Below are 18590 nucleotides of genomic sequence, written 5' to 3' on the forward strand. Positions count from 1 at the left end.
GAGGGGAGCATGGACATCCACGGCAGTGTCGCACTGGTCACCGGCGGAACGTCCGGGCTGGGGCTGGCCTCCGCCCGGCGGCTCACCGCCTCCGGGGCCCGCGTGGTCTTCATGGGCCGGCCGTCGGAACGGGCGGACAAGGCGGCGGCGGATCTCGGCGGCGAGGCGTACTTCGTCCCGGGTGATGTCACCAGCGCCGACGACGTGTCCGAGGCGGTCGGGCTGGCGTGCTCGCTGGGCCGTCTGGGCGCCGTCGTCAACTGTGCGGGCATCGCGGTGCCCGGCCGGACGCTCGGGCGCAGGGGGCCCCTGCCCCTGGAGGAGTTCGAGCACGTCGTACGGGTCAACCTGCTGGGGACCTTCAATGTGGTCCGGCTCGCGGCGGCGGCCATGGCGGGGAACACCCCGGTGGACGGCGACCGCGGGGTGATGGTCTGTACGTCGTCGATCGCCGCCTACGAGGGGCAGGAGGGCCAGGCCGCCTACACCGCCTCGAAGGCGGCGGTCGCGGGCATGACCCTGCCCCTCGCGCGCGACCTCGCCCGGCACGCGATCCGCGTGATGACCATCGCCCCGGGCCTGTTCGACACCCCCATGGTCGCGGGACTGTCGCACGAGGCACGGGACTCCCTGGCGGCGCAGACACCCCACCCCGTACGGCTGGGCCGTACCGAGGAATTCGCGGCGCTCGTCGCACACATCCTGGAGAATCCCATGCTCAACGGCGAAGTCATCCGGCTGGACGGCGCGGTGCGCCTTGGCCCGATCTGACGGTCCCGGCGCCTACGACGGTCACCGCGCCCCCGGGGTCAGACCAGTCCCTCCTGGAGTGCGAGCGCCACGGCGAGGGTGCGGTTGGGTGAATTGAGTTTGGCCAGCAGATTGGTCACATGTCTTTTGACGCCATGTTCGGAAATGGTCAGCCGGCGGGCGATCTGCTTATTGCTGAGGCCCTGCGCCAGAAGGGCGAGAACCTGTTGTTCGCGGGGCGTGAGCGACACTTTCCTGGAGGTACTCGATGAGGTCGTTCCACGGACCCGGACCATAAGGTTGCGGGCCAGTCCGGGCGGCAGCGGCATTTCCCCGCTCTGCAGCTTGGTGACCGCCTCGTAGAGGCTGGCCGCGGTCAGATCCGCCTGCATGAGAAATCCCTGCGAGGCCAGCATCACCATCTCGTCGATGGCCTCGAGACGGAGATCCTCCAGGAGCAGGAGGATCCGGGCGTCGCACGCCACCGCGTCCTGCACCAGCGCTGCGGCCAACTGGCCGCTTCCGTGGCAGACGACGATGCCGGGCCGGTACGTGGCCATCAGTTCGCTCGCGACGGCCGCGCCGCCGCACGACCACACCTGGGCGACCGATGGGACATTCCTCAGCATGTTGAATACGCCGCAGCGCACCAACTCGTTCTCCAGAACCACCAGGACCGAGACCTGGGAATCAGTATCCGTTGCCTGTGAGTAGACCTGTACGTCGTTCAGCATCTCTGCGTTACGCAATCTACTAGAAACGGGTGGGTGTGCCGAGTGGGCGAACTGCCGTATTCCGTGCGGGGGTCAGAGCTGCTCGCGCACGCAGATCTGGCTGCGGATGAGGGACCACGTCACCTGCGCGACGTGCTCGATATCGGAGGCCGCAGAGTTGTGCGCGGCGGCATCGGTGTCGGCGAACTCCCCCTGGGTCCAGCGGGCGATGACCGAGAGCAGCGCCCCGCTGAGGAAGTGCGCACGCAACGAGAGCGCGATCTCGTCCGTCTTCTCCGGGTCGGTGTCGGCCACGAGTTGCTCGTACCAGCCCTGGGCGAGAAGCCGTTCGAGGTGAGCGGCGAACCGCGGGCTGCCGTCCTCCCCGAGCAGATGACTGTAGAGGGAGTGGTGCTGATCGACGTGCGTGAAGAGATTGACCAGATGCGCGGGAGCGGGTTCCTCGAAGGCGAACGAGGTGTCCGCCGTGAGCCGGCAGGCGCTCGCCGCGTCAAGGATGCCGGCCATCGTGCTCTCCGAAGCCTCCAGCAGCAGGTCTTCCCGGTCCTTGTAGTGCAGATACACAGTCGCGCGGTTGACCTCTGCCCGCTCCGCGATGTCCCCCATGGTGATGCCGTCCAGGCTTTTCTCCATCGAGAGTTCCAGAACGGCTGCCCGCAGCAGCGCTCGGGTGCGCCGGGCTCGGGGGTCGCGCGAAGTGCCCCTGGTGCTTGAGTTGTTCGGCATGAGGCCACAGTTTCCACGACTGGTGCCGTGAAAGCAACACCTGTCATTTATGCGACAGCCGTCGTACAGTCGGGGCCGGCGAGGCCGGTCCGCCGGACGTCCTGTCTGTTCCCTCCAGGTCATGACTCCCTTCGAGAGGATCAAGGTAGAGATGCGCGCATTGTCTGAGGCATACATCGTCGGCGCGGTCCGCACGCCCGTGGGACGCAGGAATGGATCACTGGCAGAAGTGCACTCCGCGGACCTCGGCGCCCATGTACTCACCGCCCTGATGGACCGCACGGGCATCGACCCGGCGGCGGTCGATGATGTCGTCTTCGGCTGCCTGGACCAGATCGGTTCCCAGTCCGGTGACATCGCCCGTACGAGCTGGCTGGCGGCCGGCCTGCCCGAGTCCGTGCCGGGCGTGACCGTGGACCGCCAGTGCGGCTCGTCGCAGCAAGCCGTCCATTTCGCCGCCCAGGCCGTGATGAGCGGCCTGTCCGACCTCGTCGTGGCGGGCGGCGTGCAGAACATGTCGCAGATACCGCTGACCGCGGCGGCCCTGGTCGGCGATCAGTTCGGCATGCCGGACCCGTACTCGGGCTCACGCGGCTGGCGCAAGAGGTACGGCGACCAGACGGTCAGTCAGTTCCACGCGGCCGAGCTGATGGCCGGGAAGTGGCGGATCGGACGCGAGGAGATGGAGGCATTCGCGCTCACCAGCCATCAGAAGGCGCTGAAGGCCATCGACGGGGGGCACTTCGCGGGCGAGATCGCCACGTACGACGACGGGGAGGCGTCCCTCACGACCGACGAGTGTGCCCGCCGCGACACCAGCCTGGAGTCGATGGCGAAGCTCAGGACACTCGATCCGGCCGGCCGTCTGACAGCCGCCACCTCGTCGCAGATCGCCGACGGGGCGGCGGCGCTGCTCATCGCCTCCGAGCGTGCCGTCATCGAGCACGGCCTGACACCCCGCGCCCGTATCCATCAGATGACCGTGCTGGGTGACGATCCCATCATGATGCTCAGCGCGCCCATTCCGGCGACGCGCAGAGCGCTGGACCTAGCGGGGCTGGCGGCGGGGGACATCGACGCCGTGGAGATCAACGAGGCGTTCGCTCCCGTCGTCCTCGCCTGGCAGCGGGAGACCGACATCGATCCGGACAAGGTCAATCCGTGCGGAGGCGCCATCGCTCTGGGGCATCCACTGGGAGCGACCGGCGCCCGGCTCATGACGACGATGCTCCACCATCTGGAGCGCACCGGAGGCCGCTACGGGCTTCAGACCATGTGCGAGGGCGGCGGCCAGGCGAACGTCACCATCATCGAACGGCTCGGCTGACCCGACCGGGCGCCGCTCCCCTCCACCCCGCTCGCCGACCGTTGCCGACCGGCGCCGGGTTCAGCGTCCGTACGTCGGTGTCATGGCGGCCGCGAGGCGCAGATGGGGAGCGGCCTCCGCGCCCCGGCCCTGCCGCTCCAGCACGCGCCCGAGAAGCAGTTGGGCGTACGAGTCGTCGGGCGCTTCCGCGCACAGGGGCTCCAGCACCGCACGGGCGCGGCCCAGTTGGGCGGAGTGGAAGTAGGCGCGGGCGGCGAGCAGCCGTACGTTCTTGTCCTCGCCGTGCTCGTCCAGAAGAGGGCCGAGGAGGGTGAGGCACCCCAGCGGGTCGCCGAGGTCCAGGAGCGCTTCGGCCTCCCGGAGCCGTACCACTTCCGCCGGGATCCGGGGCTCGGTGAGCCCTTCGTTACGGCGCAGGAAGTCCGCGATGACGTCCGGGGCATGTGCCCCCGCGAGGGCTTCGCCGGCCACGACGAACGTGGGGGATGTGGTGACCCCGATGGCCTTGCCGCGCAGGACCAGTTCGCGGACGTGGTCCTCACCGGCCGTCCCGGCGAGCAGCCCGGCTCCCTCGGGGAACCCGGCCCGCTCCGCGACCAGGGCGAGGGTGCCGTGAGCGCTGATGTCGAGCGCGTCGAGGAAGTGCGCCTTCATCACCTCTTCCGCCACGGCGTTCTGCAGCGGCGCGCCGCCGGATTCGTGAGCGAGGGCGATGAGCCGGTGCGCGTCGTGACTGTTGGCCCGCCAGGCCGCGCCCCAGTGCGGCCCCAGTCCTTCGGCCGCCGCGATCTCCGACACCCGCACGCGGTTCTCCGCGGGCGACAGACCGGGAGCGCACTGCTGCAACGCGGCGTCCACCAGCGGATCCTGGAGCGCGTCGGCGAGGGCGAGCGCCTGAGCCGGAGCCATGGGGTCGATCCGGAACGGCCGCCAGATCACCTCTACGGGCTCCCCGTGCCAGGAGAGCAGAACCGTCTCCAGCCGCCGCTTGCCGATGTAGGCCCACGCGCAGACAACATCCGCCCAGATCTCCAGTCGCATACCGGGCAAGATAATCGACACTCGTCGCTTATGCAACGAGCGTTGCCTTGGGTGGGACGGCTGCGGGCGCTCCGTTCTCGTCGATCCCCGGCGTGTCGAAACGTCCGCCACGGGGGATGGGCGGGCCGGGGGGATGGAGCGGCGGCTGACGCGCCGCGTCCACCCTCCGGCCCCGTGCGTCAGGCGTTGGGGTCGAACGGAATGTTGGCCGGCTTGGCCTTCTCCAGGTGAGAGTTGAAATTGCCGTCCTTGAGGCCGAAGACGGCACTGCCGAAATTGGCCTGGCTCAGCTTGTCGCGGAGACCCGCGGGGTAACCGTTCCAGCCGACCAGCGTGGGGAACTGCCACCCGCGGTAGTGGTTCTCCGGCGGCTCGTCGTTGGTGTTCGCGGCGCGGAAGCAGTGCGTGCCCGCGCCGTCCTTGTGGTAGACGATCTTGGGGTGCGTCCCGTCCCACTGGATCTGGTCACGGCTGTGGATGTTGAAATTGCCGTGGGCGGAGGTGGAGACGTACTGGGCCTGGTTGTTCTGCACCCACACCACGACGTGCTCCCAGTCATGACGGTGCCCGCCGAGGCCGCTGCCCGCGACGGCCTGGTCCTTCTCGAAATAGAGGCCGTAAATGATCGCGCACCAGCCGTTGTTGCACTTGTACCGCGCGTATCCGTTGGTGCTGTCGAGATCCCAGGAGTCGCGGCACGAGCCGTTGACGGCCCCGGTCGTGTTGAGGCCGGGGGCTATGGTCCCGTCGGGGCCGATGGCGGGAGTGGGGTAGCAACCGTCCGTGTCGTAGTCGAAGGCCGGCTGGAACGTCTGCTCCATCCCATCCGCGTTGGCGGGCAAGGCCCTGGGGGGATCGGCGAGAGCGCTGCCCGGAAAGGCGATGACCAGCGCGATGGCACTGCCGAGGGTGAGTGAAACCTTGCGGATGCGCGAGCTTTTCTTCACTGCGTCCTCCTGATCGACCGCGGCGTGGGGCACACGGTCCGATTGACATGCCCGGATCAGCTTCGCCGGTCTTCGTTGACACGCCGAGAGTCGGCAGGTGTCAGAGTGATGAAAGGTCAGCCAATACAGGGGGGTGGGCGACCCGGGCCGAGGTTACCTGCTGAGCAGAGTGTGACGGCAGGGGCGGCCGAAGTGAAGCTGTCGGAAGCCGAGTTGGGCAGCGAGCCGCACCGAGGCGCTCCCAAGGGACGTTCGAATGTGGCGCACTTCCGACCAATCCTTCTTGTGTGCTGATCCGAACAACGGATTGGAATGCGCACGACACACAGACACAGGGGGAGCGTCATGCGTACATAGGAGGCCTGCTGGTCGGCGGGAGTTCGTTGGCGCCCGGGCTGGTGATACTCGCGTTCGCGCAGGAGCCAAAGGCGCTACCCGTACCGACGTCGCCGGCTCCCGCCGTTCGCGAATCCGTGGTGCGGACACCGGATCCGACACGCCCGGCCGCGCCGCGACCGGGCGCGGCGGTGCCGGTGACGGACCATCAGGAGCTGGCCGAGCCGGAAGCGGACGAACCCGGAACGGACGAACCCGCGGGCCAACCCGAAGCAGGCAAGCCGGGAGCGGGGAAGCCGGCGGACGGCTCGTCCGGGGCCGTCGACAATCCTGCCCCGGGCGAGCCGGGGCAGGACGCCGGTCAGCCGAGCGCCGGACCGTCGGACCCGGGACATCCGCTCGGCGACCTGATCAGCGGCGTCCTCGGCGGCCTGCTGGGCTGAGGGCTGTCCCGTAGGCCGCGTCCGGCACCCGGAGCAACATCAACAACGCATCAGTTTCGGCCGGACCTCGGCCTGATCGCTACAAATCGCCTTCAGCACTCCGCGACCAGGGGAAACTACAAGACGAAGTTACTTGGATACTTTGAGTGCAATGAGGACGACCGTGGCACGTAACAACGACCTGATGACAGCCTTGCTGGACACCCGGCGGGAGCTGAGTGACCAGATCGGCGCGGTGGGAGACCGCGTCGACACCGCGGAAAAGGATCTGCGTCAGGTTGTCGCATCCGAAGTGGAAAGCCTCCGCTCCGACATCCGTGAGACGCGCACTCGCGTGAACAACGGGTCCGCGGCTACGACCGAGGTGAGCAGGCAGGTCACCGCTCTGCGTCAGGACCTGCACGAGATCCATCAGGCGATAGCCGCGCTCCGCGGCCTGGTGACCGATCTGGCTCACCATCAGCTCTTCGATACGTCAATCTCCCGGGCTCCGCTCGCCCCCGACGTCGAAGAGCGGACGGCGGCAGCCGCCGCAGTACCCGCCGAGGAGCCTTCCGCGGGTGGTCCCGAGCCGGAGGCCGAGACCGAGGCACCGGCCCCCGCGGGCGCCGAAGGCGAGGGAGAGCCCGAGGAGGCCGACCGGCGCAAGCAGTCCAGCGAGGCCCTCGACTCCGGCACGGAACCGAGTGAGGCGATCAGCCACGGCGCCCTTCTGCTGGGCGCCGCGCCGATCGCCTCCATCGTGCTCGTCTGCCACCGGGACGCCTGGAACTTCGTCGCCGACCTCGCTTCGGGCCAGGAGCACTTCAACCCCACCCCGGAAATCACCGACGACGGAGAAGGCCGGGTACGGATCATCCTCTCCGGACGCTCCCTCATCGGCGTGCTCATCGCGCTGCGCGAAGCACGGGTGAAGGGCGACATCATCGACGGTAGCTGGGCCATGGCCTCGGCCTTCTACCGGCGTATGGCCGAAGACCTCCGCAAGACCAGGCGGGAGGGAACCGCGCCCTTGACCATCATCTTCAACGACGGCGTCACCAGCGACAACGGCCCCTTGCCCGAAGACGGATAGCGCGGAGCGCTCGGGGCCACCACGGTATCCGTGGTGGCCCCGGGAGACCTTTTTCACCGCTGGCTTCAACGCTGGCTTCAACGCTGGTCGAACAGCGCGATGGCAGGCGTGGCGGAAAAGCGGGGCTCTTCCGCCTCGTCGAGCAGGAGAGTGGCGATACCGGCCCGGGGTGCCGCGGGCGGAACCAGCCGCGGCTTGAACCTCTCAGCGGGAACGAGGCGTCCGCCGCCCAGGTAGGGCCGATTGGTCAGCGGCCCGGCGTACACAACGCTTCCCCCTGCGGCGCGGACGACCTGGCCGGCGACGCCCTTGGCCTCCCACTCGTGGCGCAGGACGCGCTTGAGCAGCGCACCGTTCACTCTCCCCAGAGCGCCCTCGGTCGCTCCCATTCCCAGCGAGCTGAGCCAGACCACCCGAGGGACCGCCGAGGCCACCAGGCGGGCTCCGTCGACGAGGATGCGCGGGTCCTGCTTCTTGGTGATGCCCAGTCCGCTCACGAGCACGTCGGCGTCCTCGACCGGGGGCAGGACGGTGGACGCCTGGGTCACATCCGCCCGGACCACGACCAGGGTGCCGGCGGCAAGCTCGGAGAGCCGGCTCGGGTCGCGGGCCAGAGCGATGACCTCGTGGCCCCGGGCGAGGGCCTGGGCCACCAGCAGGCGGCCGGTGCGCCCGGTGGAACCGAGTATGACGATCTTCATGGTGATCTCCGAGAAGAGGGGCTGCGGCGGAGTGATCTCGACGGTAAGCCGCTCCTCAGTTAACGACAAGTGCATGCTTGTTACGCCTAGCATTACTCCCATGCATGTGGATCTGAACCTGCTGACCGCGCTCGACGCGTTGCTGGAGGAGGGCAGTGTGGCCGGCGCCGCCGCCCGGCTCCATGTGTCCGCGCCCGCGATGAGCCGGACCCTGGGCCGTATCCGGCGCGCGACCGGCGACCAGATCCTGGTGCGCACCGGTCGGACGATGACCCCGACGCCGTACTCCCTCGCCATCCGCGAACAGGTACACGGCCTGGTGCACCAGGCCCAGGCGGTGCTCTCTCCGGAGCGGGACGTCGACCTGGCGAATCTGGAGCGCACTTTCACCCTGAGGTGGCACGACGCCCTCACCCACGCGTGCGGCCCCGCGCTGCTCGCCGCGGTCCGTTCCCAGGCCCCCGGGGTCCGGCTGCGCTTCGTGCCTGAGTCGAGTACGGACACCCACGAGCTACGGCGCGGCGAGGTCGACCTCGAAACCAGCACCAGCGAGCCGTCGCCGTCAGAGATCCATTACGAGAAGGTCGGCCTGGACAGCCTGGTCGTCGCGGTCCGCCCGGGTCATCCGCTGACCGACGGGCCGCTCAGCATCGAGCGGTACACGGCGGCCGAGCACGTCACGGTCTCCCGCCGCGGACGCCTGAGCGACCCCATCGACGACGCGCTGGCGGCCCACGGCCTGCGACGTCGGGTGGTGGCCGCGGTGCCCACCGGCGCCACCGCGCTGCAGCTCGTCCGGCACAGCGACCTCGTGGTCGCGGTCCCCGCACTCATCAGCCGCCCCCTGCTCGGCGACCTCGCCCTGCGCGTGCTCCCGCTCCCCCTCGACATGCCCACGGTCCCGGTGTATCTGACGTGGCACCAGCGTTACGACAGCGACCGCGCTCACACCTGGCTGCGCGGCCTGGCCCGCTCCGTCATGCGGGCAGCCTGCCGGTCATCGGCTCAGCCACCCGCTCATCAGGCCGGTGAAGGTCGGGACCACCGCCCAGGTCCGGGGCTCGCGCGTTGACCGGGCTATCCGGCCACCTCGTGGCCGGCCTTGGCGAACTGGTCGACAATGGCCTCGCAGAAGGCCGGGAGGTCTGCGGGTGAGCGGCTGGAGATGAACTGGCCGTCGATCACCACTTCCTCGTCGACCACCTCGGCTCCCGCGTTGCGCAGGTCGGTGCGCACGCTCGGCCAGGAGGTGAAGCGGTGTCCGCGTACGGCGTCGGCTTCCACGAGCGTCCACGGGCCGTGGCAGATCACGCCGATCGGTTTCCCGCTGGCGACGAACGCTTTCACGAAGCCGACGGCGTCCTGATTGGTGCGGAGCTGGTCGGGGTTCATGGTGCCGCCCGGCAGGAGCAGGGCGTCGTAGTCGTCCACGGAGGCGTCGGCGACGAGTCGGTCGACGGGGAAGGTCCCGGCGGGGTTGATGTCGAACTGCCGGGCCTGGATCTCACCGGGGTGGAGGGAGAGGATCTCGCTCTTGGCCCCGGCGCCGTAGAGGGCGCCGCGGGGCTGTTCCACCTCTACGCGTTCCACTCCGTCGGTGGCCAGGATCGCGACTTTCCGGTCGTGCAGTGCGTGTCCCATGGTGTTTGATCTGCCTCTCGGTGGGAGGCGCTCGTGAGGTTCGCGTAACGGCTCCCGTCGCCGCACCATCGCGCCTTCATCCTCCACGCTCCCACCCTCGACAGGCATGTCAACCGCAGCCCGTCACGTGGGCGGGCGGATATGGCACAGTCGTGCTGGTGGATGCGCTGCGACCTCAGGACCCCGCGCGAATAGGCGCGTACCAGCTTCTCGCCCGTCTCGGCGCGGGCGGCATGGGACAGGTGTATCTCGGCCGGTCACCCGGCGGGCGGCTGGTGGCCGTGAAGGTGATCCGGGACGAGATCAGCGAGCACCCCGACGCGCTGGCCCGGTTCCGGCGGGAGGCCGCGACCGTGGAGGCCGTGCGCAGCGCCTACACCGCCCAGTTGATCGAGGCGTCGCTCGACTCGTCCCCGTACTGGCTGGCCACCGAGTACGTGGCCGGGCCCACGCTGCGCGCCGCCGTGGGCGCGGGCGGACCGTTCCCGCCGGACAGTGCCCTGCGGCTGCTCGCCGCGCTCGCCGAGGGACTGGCCGCGGTCCATGTCCACGGCGTCACCCACCGGGACGTGAAACCGCAGAACGTCATCCTCTCGCCGCAGGGGCCGCAACTGATCGACTTCGGAATCGCCCGGGGGCTTGAGCAGACGATGCTCACCCGGGACGGGATGACGCCGGGGACGCCCGGGTACGCGGCGCCCGAGGTCGTCCTGCGTAACGAGGTCGGACCGGCGGCGGACGTCTTCGCGCTGGGGGCGACGCTCGCGTACACGGCGACCGGCCGGCCCCCGTACGGCACGGGCGACGCGACGGTGGTGAGCTACCGGGCCGTGCACGAGGACATCGACCTGGCGGGGGTACGGCCCGATCTGGCCGCGCTGATCCGGCGGTGTGTCGCCAAGGACCCTGCGGAGCGGCCGGAGTTGTCCGCCGTGATCGCCGGATGCGCGGTGGACTCGGCGCTGGTGACGGACGCCCACTACCGCTCGCTGGCCCGCACCACCGAACCCGAGCCCGTGTCCGCGCCCGGGCACGTGAACACGCCAGCCCCGCCGTTCAGTGGGTACACGCTGTCCGACCCCGAACCGGAGGCCGGGGCGTGGGGCAGGGTATCTCCGGGGCCGCTCGGCACCACCCCGTACGGCCTGCCCGATCAGCAGCGCCTTCCCGCCCGCGCCACACGTCGCAGAGCCTGGACCGTGCTCGGTGCGGTGGCGGTCGCCGCGGCGGTGACGGTCTGGCTGCTCCCCGGAGCGGACAGCCAGGACTCCACGGCCGAACCCAGGACCGACGTGACCCCGTCCGGGCCGCAGACCGCGTCCCGGCCGGCGGCCGGCGGTCCGGCCGGGCGACCGCCGGACCACATCATGAACGACCGTGTCTCGCAGGACCGCTGGACCCTGTCGGAGGATCCCGCGCAGGCCGCCCAGGGCATCGGCTCCTGCGATCTGGCCGGCCTCGCCGAGTCCTCACCGCCGGACGGCCTGCGGTCCTCCGTTTCGCACACCACCGGCTTTGACACCGCCTCGGTGGCGCTGCGCCCCAAGAACGCCGGACAGGGAAAGCGGCCCGCGCCGTACTACATATCCGTCGGGGTACGGCCCCCGCACGAGACCGACCGCGCCACCGGTCGGCCCACCCGGTCCGCCGGCAAGGGCGTCGGCTTCACCAGCAAGCCCGTCGACCTCTACTCCCGGTGGTCCTCGGGCGGAACCATCACACTCACCTATCCCGACGACTTCCGGGCCCACTTCGGCGAACGGACCGTCGACGCGATCCCGGTGGGCGACGACAGGGGCGACTGGACCGTGGTGCTGTACCACGTGGAGGGCGGCCCCACGAAGTTCACATCCGTCACGTGTAACGGCTTCCACGCCTGAGACACCGGTTCTCCTGCGGCCCCGGGCCGACCAGGTCCGCCCGACGATCGCCTGCCACAATCGGGACAGTGCTGATGTGCGGCAGAGGATGCCGCGGACGATGGAGGATCCCTGTGCCGCTGCCCTCGGAACCGTTGCGGAAGCTGGGCTTCTTGACCATCGGGCTGTTCGACGGGGCCGACCCACGCCGGGGCCACGAATCAACACTTGAGATCATCGAACTGGGTGAGCAGCTGGGTTTCGACAGCGCGTGGATGCGCCACCGCCATCTCCAGTACGGCATCTCCTCCCCCGTCGCGGTCCTGGCAGCGGCCTCGCAGCGCACCAGCCGCATCGAACTGGGCACGGCGGTCATCCCCCTGGGATGGGAGAACCCACTGCGGCTGGCCGAAGACCTGGCGACGGTCGACATCCTGTCCGGGGGGCGCCTCAATCCGGGGGTCAGCGTCGGTCCGCCGATCCACTACGACCAGGTCGGACACGCGCTCTACCCCGACACCGCCGCCATCGAGGATTTCAGCTACGACCGTGTGCAGCGGCTCCTGGACTTCGTGCGCGGCGAACCAGCGACCGACTTCAGCGGGACCGAGGGCTTCGAGGTGTTCTCCGACCGGGTCCAGCCCCACGCTCCCGGTCTGGGCCGCCGCATGTGGTACGGCGGCGCGAGCCTGCGGTCGGCCCAGTGGGCCGGTGAGCACGGGATGAACCTCTTGACCAGCAGCGTCGTGAAGGCGGAGGAGTCCGAGGACTTCGCCGAGATCCAGCTTTCGCACATACGGACTTTCCGCGCCCACCACCCCGACGGGGACCGCGCCCGCGTCTCCCAGGGGCTCGTCGTCATCCCCACCGACACCGCCTCGCCGGAGCAACGCGCGAAGTACGAGGAGTTCGCCCGGAAGCGCACGCCGCGTACCGCCACGCCCCAGGGGCCTGCGCGCATGATGTTCGCGCCCGATCTCGTCGGAACCTCCGCGCAGATCGCCGAACGGCTCTACTCCCACGCCGCTTTCCGGGAGATCGACGAGGTCGCGTTCGCGCTGCCCTTCACGTTCGACCATGACGACTACGTCCAGATCCTCACGGACATCGCCACCGAGCTCGGCCCGGCACTCGGCTGGCAACCGGCCGCCTGAACCCGGAAAAATCCTGTGTCTCTCCTGTGCTGTGACCCCATGCTTGCGTATGACGGTTAAGGGGAATATCCCTTGCTTCGCAGGGGGACACAGGGGGGCCTGTTCATGACCACGGGGGATCCACAAAGCCGCATTCCGGCTTATCCGGGCGTCGAGCGCTTCATCGACGCCTTCGACAAACTGGTGGTACAGCCGCGGCGCAGCCGCAGCAGAGTGCCGGTCGTCCTGTTCAGTGAGCCGGGCGACGGCACCGCGGGACGACAGATCGTCACGGGGCTCCGCTCACGGATGCGCGGCCGCAGCGAGGTCCTCGCGCCGCACGCGTACATTCCGCGGATACCGGACGGGAACGACTCGCCGCCGCTCGAACTCTTCGAGCATCTGACCCTTCAGCTCGCCGAGACCATGCCGCCCGGCACCGGTGAACTTCGGCTGCACAGCTACCGGTTGCTGCGCTCGGTCGTCACCGCGCCCGCCATCGAGGGGCTCATGGAGCGCCGCCACGCCGAGCTGCGCAACCACTGCTACGCGGAGCACCGCAACTGGTCCCGTACCGCCCAGTCCCTGTGGTGGCTCGGCGGCCGCGACCAGGCGAGCGGCGGCACGCTGCTCGAACTGCTGTGGAACTTCGTCGCGGGCCCGCTCTTCCAGCGGCTGCCGCGCGCCCTGTTCGGCTGGCGCGCCAACCGCCGGATGCTCGGGCGGGCCCGCAGCCGCAGCTGGTACGCGGAGTGGGTGCGCCGTCAGCACGGCAGCCCGCCCACCGACTTCTTCCGCTCCGCGCTGGACCTCGTACACGGCGATCCGTCCCATGAGCCGGAGCGAATGGACCGGGTGCTCATGCACGCCCTGCTCGCCGACCTGGACCAGGCGTGCCGAACCCGTCTCTTCAACCCCTGGCGGCGGCGCCGCGCCGCCCGCTTCGTGCTGCTCTTCGACGAGGCGGGGCCCGCCGACTCGCGCGTGCAGCGCTTCCTGCGTGAACTCCGCTCCGCCATGGAGGACTTACGCTGCACCTCGGTGTTCGCGGTGGCGGGCGGCGTGCGCTCGCTGGCCTCGCGCATCCCCGACATCGACGCGTCCGGCCTGGCTCACGCCGGCGCCGAGCTGATCAACATCGAGCGGCGCGGGATGACGCCGGGTCAGCCGACCGGCATCGTCGTGCCGGTGGCCGAGGGACCGGAGGACGACCAGGCCGCGGTGTACTGGCTCGGCCGCTGGCCGACGCTGGTGACGCCGTCGCCGCGCTGGGGGCCCGGCGCCGAGGTGGCCGGAGTGCTCGGCATCGGAACGCTCGTACTCGCCGCCGTCGCCGCCCTCGTCCTCGTACCGGACATCGGGAACCGCCAGAAGGACGACCCCTGCCAGGGCTCCACCTTCCTCGGCACGGACGGGCAGTGCGTCGGGGTCGCGGAAGGCGCGGCGGGCTTCGGCAAGGAGCCCAGTGAGCAGGCCGTACGGGCCGTGCTCCAGCAGATCGAGCGGCAGAACGAGGAGGTCGACAAGGAGCTCGCGGGCCGGCCGGGCGACGACCCGCGCCCCGGTCGCCGCACCGTCGTCTACTTCGGCCCGCTCACCGGCGGCAAGGACGCGGAAGACCCGGTGCGCGGCGGCACGCTGGCGGAGCTGCGCGGTCTCGCGCTGGCTCAGCAGCACATCAACGCCCAGGCGCTGCGCTCCGGCGAGCGCGTTCCGCTACGGGTCCTCGCCGCCAACGCGGGTGACCGTTTCAAGGACGCGCCCGCCGTCGCCGACCGGATCGTGGAGCTCGCCGCGAGCGATCCGTCCATCGCGGGCGTCGTCGGTTTCGGGCAGAGCCGCCGCAAGACGTACGACGCGATAGGCATCCTCGACAAGGCCGGCATCCCGATGGTCGGCACCTCGGGCACGGCCGATGAACTCCTTCGCCAGGGCGAGCACTACTACCAGACGGCCCCCACCGACGCGCGGGCCGCCGAGCTGATGGCAGCGTTCGCTTCGAGCGCGGAGATGACCGCGGACGGGCAGAAGGCGCGCCGGGTGACTCTCGTCGCCGACGCCACCGACGCCTACAGCAACAGCCTTGCCGCGTCTTTCCGTGCCTCGTACAGGCCGGGGAGCGTCGACGTACTCCTCTACACCCCCACCGACGCACCGGAGCCCGGGCCGGTGCCGGGTGCGCTGGGCGGACGGCCCGTGGCGACCGTGGAGGACCTGGCCCGCGAGGTCTGCGGCGCCGTGAGTGAGGAGCCGCGGACGGCGGTGGTGTGGTCGGCGCGGGCCAGCCAGTTCCAGTTGTTCCTGGCCGAGATCGCCCGTATCTCCGGCGACTGCCCGAAGATCAGTGTGCTCGGCGGCGACGACGTCACCAACACACTGACGGAAGAGGAGCGTCCCTGGGACGACTTCAAGGGCCTCACCCTCTTCTATGTCTCGCACGGCAACGCCCCGGCGCTGGCTCCACGGAGCCCGGAGGCCGCGGCCTTCCTCGCCGCGTACGACCGTGCGTACGCGGGCGACCACAGCGCCAGGACGAAGGCCATGCGCGAGGACGGCCATCTCGCGCTCGCCTGGGACGCGTTGCGCTATCTCGCCGAAGGCATCGACCAGGCCTGGCGCACCACCGGCGGACATGACGACCGCCTCGACCGCGGGCTGCTGCAAGGTGTGCTCTACCAGGGCCTGGGCGGCGGGGGCCTCGACGGCGCCACCGGCCGTACCGACGCGCACGGCGCGGCGGGCGGGGGGCGGGTGACGGAGGACAAGCTGCTCGCGGTGTTGCGCGGCACCGGCGGCGCGCCGGCGACCGAGCTGCTGTGCGGCAGGGTGGCGCGCGGCGATGAACGCACGAGGTGGGGGCCGAAGGGCGACGAGTATCCGTGCCCGTGAGGGCGTCGGCTCACGCGGGGGGCGGCCCGGCCGCCCCCGGAGCGCTCGTCCGCCTCGACGAGCCGGGCGAGGTTCGCCAGGGCCATGCGCGTGCCTGTCTCGTTGTCGGCGGCGGGCACGGCGTCGGGAGACCGCACGTGAGGCACTCACGTGCCGGGAGACCCACGTCGAGTACGTGGGAGTCAACCTAAGGGCTGTCCCGTGGTTCAGGGCCGGCGGGCTCGCGGGGCACGCAGGCGGACGGCGTCACGCCGTGGCGTTTTTTGAAGGACCGTACGAAGTGGCTCGCGTCCGCGAAGTGCCAGCGGGCGGCGATCTCGGAGACGGTGAGGCCGCCGCCCGCCGCCAGCTCGGCCCTGGCGCGGTCCAGGCGCCGCTGGCGCACACACACCATGACCGGATCCCCTGTGTCCGCGAACGCGCGGTGCAGCGTGCGCACCGACACATTGAGCAGGTGCGCGATCAGCGCGGGATTCAGCTGGGGATCGAGCAGGTACTCGTCGATGGCGAGCAGGCCGGCCGAGCGCAGCGACGACCGGAACGGGGCGCCGTCCGCCGGGCAGTTGGCCGACAGAACGGCGGCCAGGAGTTCGAGTGTCGCGTTGCCCGCCGCCCGTAGCCCCGCCTGGGGCAGCTCCCCGTCGGCGAAGGACTTCATCAGCTCCAGGTGCCCGGAGAGGAGGCGGACCTCGGGCGCGCCCTGCTCGGCCATGGTGAGCGTCGGCAGCGTGGTGCCGGCCGGCAGATGCGGGACGAGTCCGGACCGCGGGACGATCAGCAGGGGCGCGACCGTCCCCGCGCCGAAGGAGAAGCGCCATGCCGTACGGATGTCCCGGACGCAGACGCTTCCCGGCCTCAGCGTGACGGCTTCCTCCGGGCTCTCCAGGCGCATCGAGCCGTGCGTCACGAAGTGCGCCACGACCCGGTCGGATCCGGGGTCGCCCGCGACGGTGCCCGATATCGCGTCGCTGCGCTGGTCCAGGCAGGCCACGTCGGCGTACGTACGCCAGCCCATCCGGTAGCGGTATCTGCGGGAGCTGCGGGAGGCCGCCGCGGTGGGCACGGCAAGGTCCCTGACCCGGAAGACGGGGACGCGTTCGATGCCCTCGCGCAGCCGCTGTCCCGCGCCGGGCCGGTCCAGTTCGACGTCCACACTCAGTGCGGCTTCGGCGACGTCTCGTTCACGGCACATGTCGAGTGACCCATCCACAGTGCGAGGAGCGCAGTGTGTGTTCCGAGCATACGTCGGGCGGTCCGGCCCCGTCAGGGACGGACGTGGCACGGAGGTTCCACGCAGCTGGCGCCCCTCATCTATCGGATGCCCGTCGACGGGCGCGAGCCTGTTCAGGAGGGACGAAACGAAGCGAAACGAAGCGAAAGACAGCGAAAAGAAGCGCCGAGAGGACTGGGGAGAGGACCATGCTGCGCAGCTATGAGTATGTCGTCGTGGGCGGCGGCACCGCCGGATCGGTGGTGGCCGCCCGGCTGTCGGAGAGCGGGGAGAGCGTCCTGCTCCTGGAGGCGGGGCCCGCGACTCCACCCGCCGACGTGTACGCCCCGGAGTCATTCCCGCTGAAGCTGATCGGATCGGCGATCGACTGGTCGTACCTCACCACCCCGCAGCCGGGCACCGGCGGTTCGGTGCACATGTGGCCGCGCGGCAAGGTGATCGGCGGGACCAGCAGCATCAACGCGATGGCCCACATTCGAGGTCACCGGGCGAACTACGACGGATGGGCCGCGAACGGCGCGGACGGCTGGGGTCACGAGCGGCTCCTGCCCTACTTCCGGCGCAGCGAGACGGCCCCTGGACGCGACCCGGCCCACCGAGGCACGGACGGTCCCCTGATCGTCGCGCCGCCTGCCACACGGACGCGCGCCGCCCGGGCCTTCCACGCGGCGGTGATCGAGGCGGGCCACCCCGCGAGCGACGACATCAGCGGCCGCGACCAGGTGGGAGCGTTCTGGTTCGATCTGAACGTGGTGGACGGGCGCCGCCAGAGCGCGGCGGACGCCTACCTGCGTCCCGCGGCGGACCGGGACAACCTGGACGTGGTGGGCGGCGCCCTGGTACGGCGCCTGCGGACGCGGGGCGGTGCGTGCACGGCCGTCGAGTTCTCGGTCGGGGGCGAGGTCCGTACGTTGGGCGTGGGCCGGGAGGCCGTTCTCACGGCGGGCGCCGTGGGCTCCCCCCAGCAGCTCCTGCTGTCGGGGATCGGTCCCGCGGAGCAGTTGCGCGGGCACGGCATCGAGGTGGTCGCCGACCTCCCCGGGGTCGGGGAGAACCTCCAGGACCACATACAGAGCCGACTGGTCTACACCGCGAAGAAGCCGGTGGAAACGGCGTCCAACGGCTTCTGCCCGGCGGGCGCGCTGCTGCGCGGCGACTGTACGGCGGACACCGCTCCCACCGTGTTCCTGCTGCTGATGGACTTCCCCGCCGGTCCGCTGACGGCCGACACGGACTTCGCCGCGCGGCTTCCCGCCGCCGGCTACACCCTCGCCTTCTCCCAGCAGTCGCCGCCGGCCGGCCGGGGCTCGGTCCGCCTCGCCTCCGCCGATCCGGAGCGGCCGCCGGTCATCGACCCCCGCTACTACGCGGACGACGCGGACCTGTCGGAGATGATCGACTGCCTGCGCGCGGCGCGCGAGGTCGGACAGGCCGACGCGCTCGCGCCCTGGCGTGACGCCGAGGTGCTGCCCGGCCCCGGGGTACAGGACCGGGACGCGCTCGCCGCGTATCTGCGCCGGTCCTCGGGGTCCTCCTTCCATCCGGTGGGTACGTGCCGCATCGGGACGGATCCCAGGGCCGTCGTCGACACCGAGCTGCGCGCGCACGGCGTGACGGGGCTGCGCGTCGCCGACGCCTCGGTCATGCCGGACATCGTGAGCGTCAATCCCAACGCCACGGTGGTGGCCATCGCCGAACGCGCCGCGGAGCTCGTCCTGACCGCCCGCTGACCCCTGCTGCAGGATCTGTTCCGTACG

16 protein-coding genes and 1 pseudogene are annotated in these 18590 nt (G+C 70.4%); 9 read left to right on the forward strand and 8 right to left on the reverse strand.

Annotated features, from left to right (window positions below; all coding sequences use genetic code 11):
• The first annotated feature begins 9 nt into the window (after window positions 1-9).
• Window positions 10-771 (forward strand): SDR family NAD(P)-dependent oxidoreductase, encoded by a 762-nt coding sequence (locus ACZ6MZ_RS18010; RefSeq protein WP_469352880.1) that lies wholly within the window; start codon window positions 10-12, stop codon window positions 769-771.
• A 38-nt stretch (window positions 772-809) separates the two neighbouring features.
• Here the strand turns inward: ACZ6MZ_RS18010 and ACZ6MZ_RS18015 are convergent, their stop codons facing one another.
• Complete coding sequence (locus ACZ6MZ_RS18015) at window positions 810-1484, reverse strand: LuxR C-terminal-related transcriptional regulator (RefSeq protein WP_384182056.1); 675 nt, start codon at window positions 1482-1484, stop codon at window positions 810-812.
• A 72-nt stretch (window positions 1485-1556) separates the two neighbouring features.
• Window positions 1557-2210, reverse strand: coding sequence for a TetR/AcrR family transcriptional regulator (locus ACZ6MZ_RS18020; RefSeq protein ID WP_384182059.1), 654 nt, complete (start codon window positions 2208-2210; stop codon window positions 1557-1559).
• A gap of 160 nt (window positions 2211-2370) precedes the next feature.
• Here ACZ6MZ_RS18020 and ACZ6MZ_RS18025 point away from each other — a divergent pair, with 160 nt between their 5' ends.
• Window positions 2371-3537 carry an acetyl-CoA C-acetyltransferase gene (locus ACZ6MZ_RS18025; protein WP_469352938.1) on the forward strand — a complete coding sequence of 389 codons (1167 nt, stop codon included), beginning with the start codon at window positions 2371-2373 and terminating at the stop codon, window positions 3535-3537.
• A gap of 60 nt (window positions 3538-3597) precedes the next feature.
• Here the strand turns inward: ACZ6MZ_RS18025 and ACZ6MZ_RS18030 are convergent, their stop codons facing one another.
• Window positions 3598-4578: a DsbA family protein gene (locus tag ACZ6MZ_RS18030; protein WP_469352882.1), complete on the reverse strand. Its 981-nt coding sequence runs from the start codon at window positions 4576-4578 to the stop codon at window positions 3598-3600.
• Window positions 4579-4757: 179 nt separating this feature from the next.
• Window positions 4758-5525: an NPP1 family protein gene (locus ACZ6MZ_RS18035; RefSeq protein WP_389786468.1), complete on the reverse strand. Its 768-nt coding sequence runs from the start codon at window positions 5523-5525 to the stop codon at window positions 4758-4760.
• 533 nt (window positions 5526-6058) lie between these two features.
• Here ACZ6MZ_RS18035 and ACZ6MZ_RS18040 point away from each other — a divergent pair.
• A complete protein-coding gene (locus ACZ6MZ_RS18040; RefSeq protein WP_469352884.1) occupies window positions 6059-6304 on the forward strand; it encodes a hypothetical protein in 246 nt (81 codons plus the stop codon).
• Between the two features lie 163 nt (window positions 6305-6467).
• Window positions 6468-7379 carry a hypothetical protein gene (locus ACZ6MZ_RS18045; RefSeq protein ID WP_389786474.1) on the forward strand — a complete coding sequence of 304 codons (912 nt, stop codon included), beginning with the start codon at window positions 6468-6470 and terminating at the stop codon, window positions 7377-7379.
• A gap of 77 nt (window positions 7380-7456) precedes the next feature.
• On the opposite strand, the gene ACZ6MZ_RS18050 is transcribed toward ACZ6MZ_RS18045, so the two are convergent.
• Window positions 7457-8080: an NAD(P)-dependent oxidoreductase gene (locus tag ACZ6MZ_RS18050; RefSeq protein ID WP_389786476.1), complete on the reverse strand. Its 624-nt coding sequence runs from the start codon at window positions 8078-8080 to the stop codon at window positions 7457-7459.
• Window positions 8081-8180: 100 nt separating this feature from the next.
• Between ACZ6MZ_RS18050 and ACZ6MZ_RS18055 the strand changes: the two genes are divergently transcribed.
• Complete coding sequence (locus tag ACZ6MZ_RS18055; RefSeq protein ID WP_469352886.1) at window positions 8181-9152, forward strand: LysR family transcriptional regulator; 972 nt, start codon at window positions 8181-8183, stop codon at window positions 9150-9152.
• A gap of 5 nt (window positions 9153-9157) precedes the next feature.
• Here ACZ6MZ_RS18055 and ACZ6MZ_RS18060 read toward each other — a convergent pair whose 3' ends face one another.
• Window positions 9158-9721, reverse strand: a complete 564-nt coding sequence (locus ACZ6MZ_RS18060; RefSeq protein WP_469352888.1) for a type 1 glutamine amidotransferase domain-containing protein — start codon at window positions 9719-9721, stop codon at window positions 9158-9160.
• Window positions 9722-9879: 158 nt separating this feature from the next.
• Here ACZ6MZ_RS18060 and ACZ6MZ_RS18065 point away from each other — a divergent pair, with 158 nt between their 5' ends.
• The 3 genes from ACZ6MZ_RS18065 (at window position 9880) to ACZ6MZ_RS18075 (ending at window position 15602) form a co-directional block, all read left to right on the forward strand.
• A complete protein-coding gene (locus ACZ6MZ_RS18065; protein WP_469352889.1) occupies window positions 9880-11601 on the forward strand; it encodes a serine/threonine-protein kinase in 1722 nt (573 codons plus the stop codon).
• A gap of 74 nt (window positions 11602-11675) precedes the next feature.
• On the forward strand, window positions 11676-12734 hold the full coding sequence (locus ACZ6MZ_RS18070) for an LLM class flavin-dependent oxidoreductase (RefSeq protein ID WP_469352890.1): 1059 nt from the start codon (window positions 11676-11678) through the stop codon (window positions 12732-12734).
• A gap of 105 nt (window positions 12735-12839) precedes the next feature.
• Window positions 12840-15602 carry a type 1 periplasmic-binding domain-containing protein gene (locus ACZ6MZ_RS18075; RefSeq protein ID WP_389786485.1) on the forward strand — a complete coding sequence of 921 codons (2763 nt, stop codon included), beginning with the start codon at window positions 12840-12842 and terminating at the stop codon, window positions 15600-15602.
• A gap of 53 nt (window positions 15603-15655) precedes the next feature.
• Here the strand turns inward: ACZ6MZ_RS18075 and ACZ6MZ_RS18080 are convergent.
• Window positions 15656-15748 (reverse strand): annotated as a pseudogene (locus ACZ6MZ_RS18080) (polyketide cyclase); the annotation flags it as partial.
• A gap of 41 nt (window positions 15749-15789) precedes the next feature.
• The gene (locus tag ACZ6MZ_RS18085) at window positions 15790-16794 is read right to left on the reverse strand and encodes a helix-turn-helix domain-containing protein (RefSeq protein ID WP_469352891.1); all 1005 of its coding nucleotides are present in this window, start codon (window positions 16792-16794) and stop codon (window positions 15790-15792) included.
• A gap of 227 nt (window positions 16795-17021) precedes the next feature.
• Between ACZ6MZ_RS18085 and ACZ6MZ_RS18090 the strand changes: the two genes are divergently transcribed.
• Window positions 17022-18563, forward strand: a complete 1542-nt coding sequence (locus ACZ6MZ_RS18090) for a GMC family oxidoreductase (RefSeq protein WP_469352893.1) — start codon at window positions 17022-17024, stop codon at window positions 18561-18563.
• Window positions 18564-18590 lie beyond the last annotated feature (27 nt).

This window comes from Streptomyces sp. NPDC042201 (assembly GCF_055582185.1).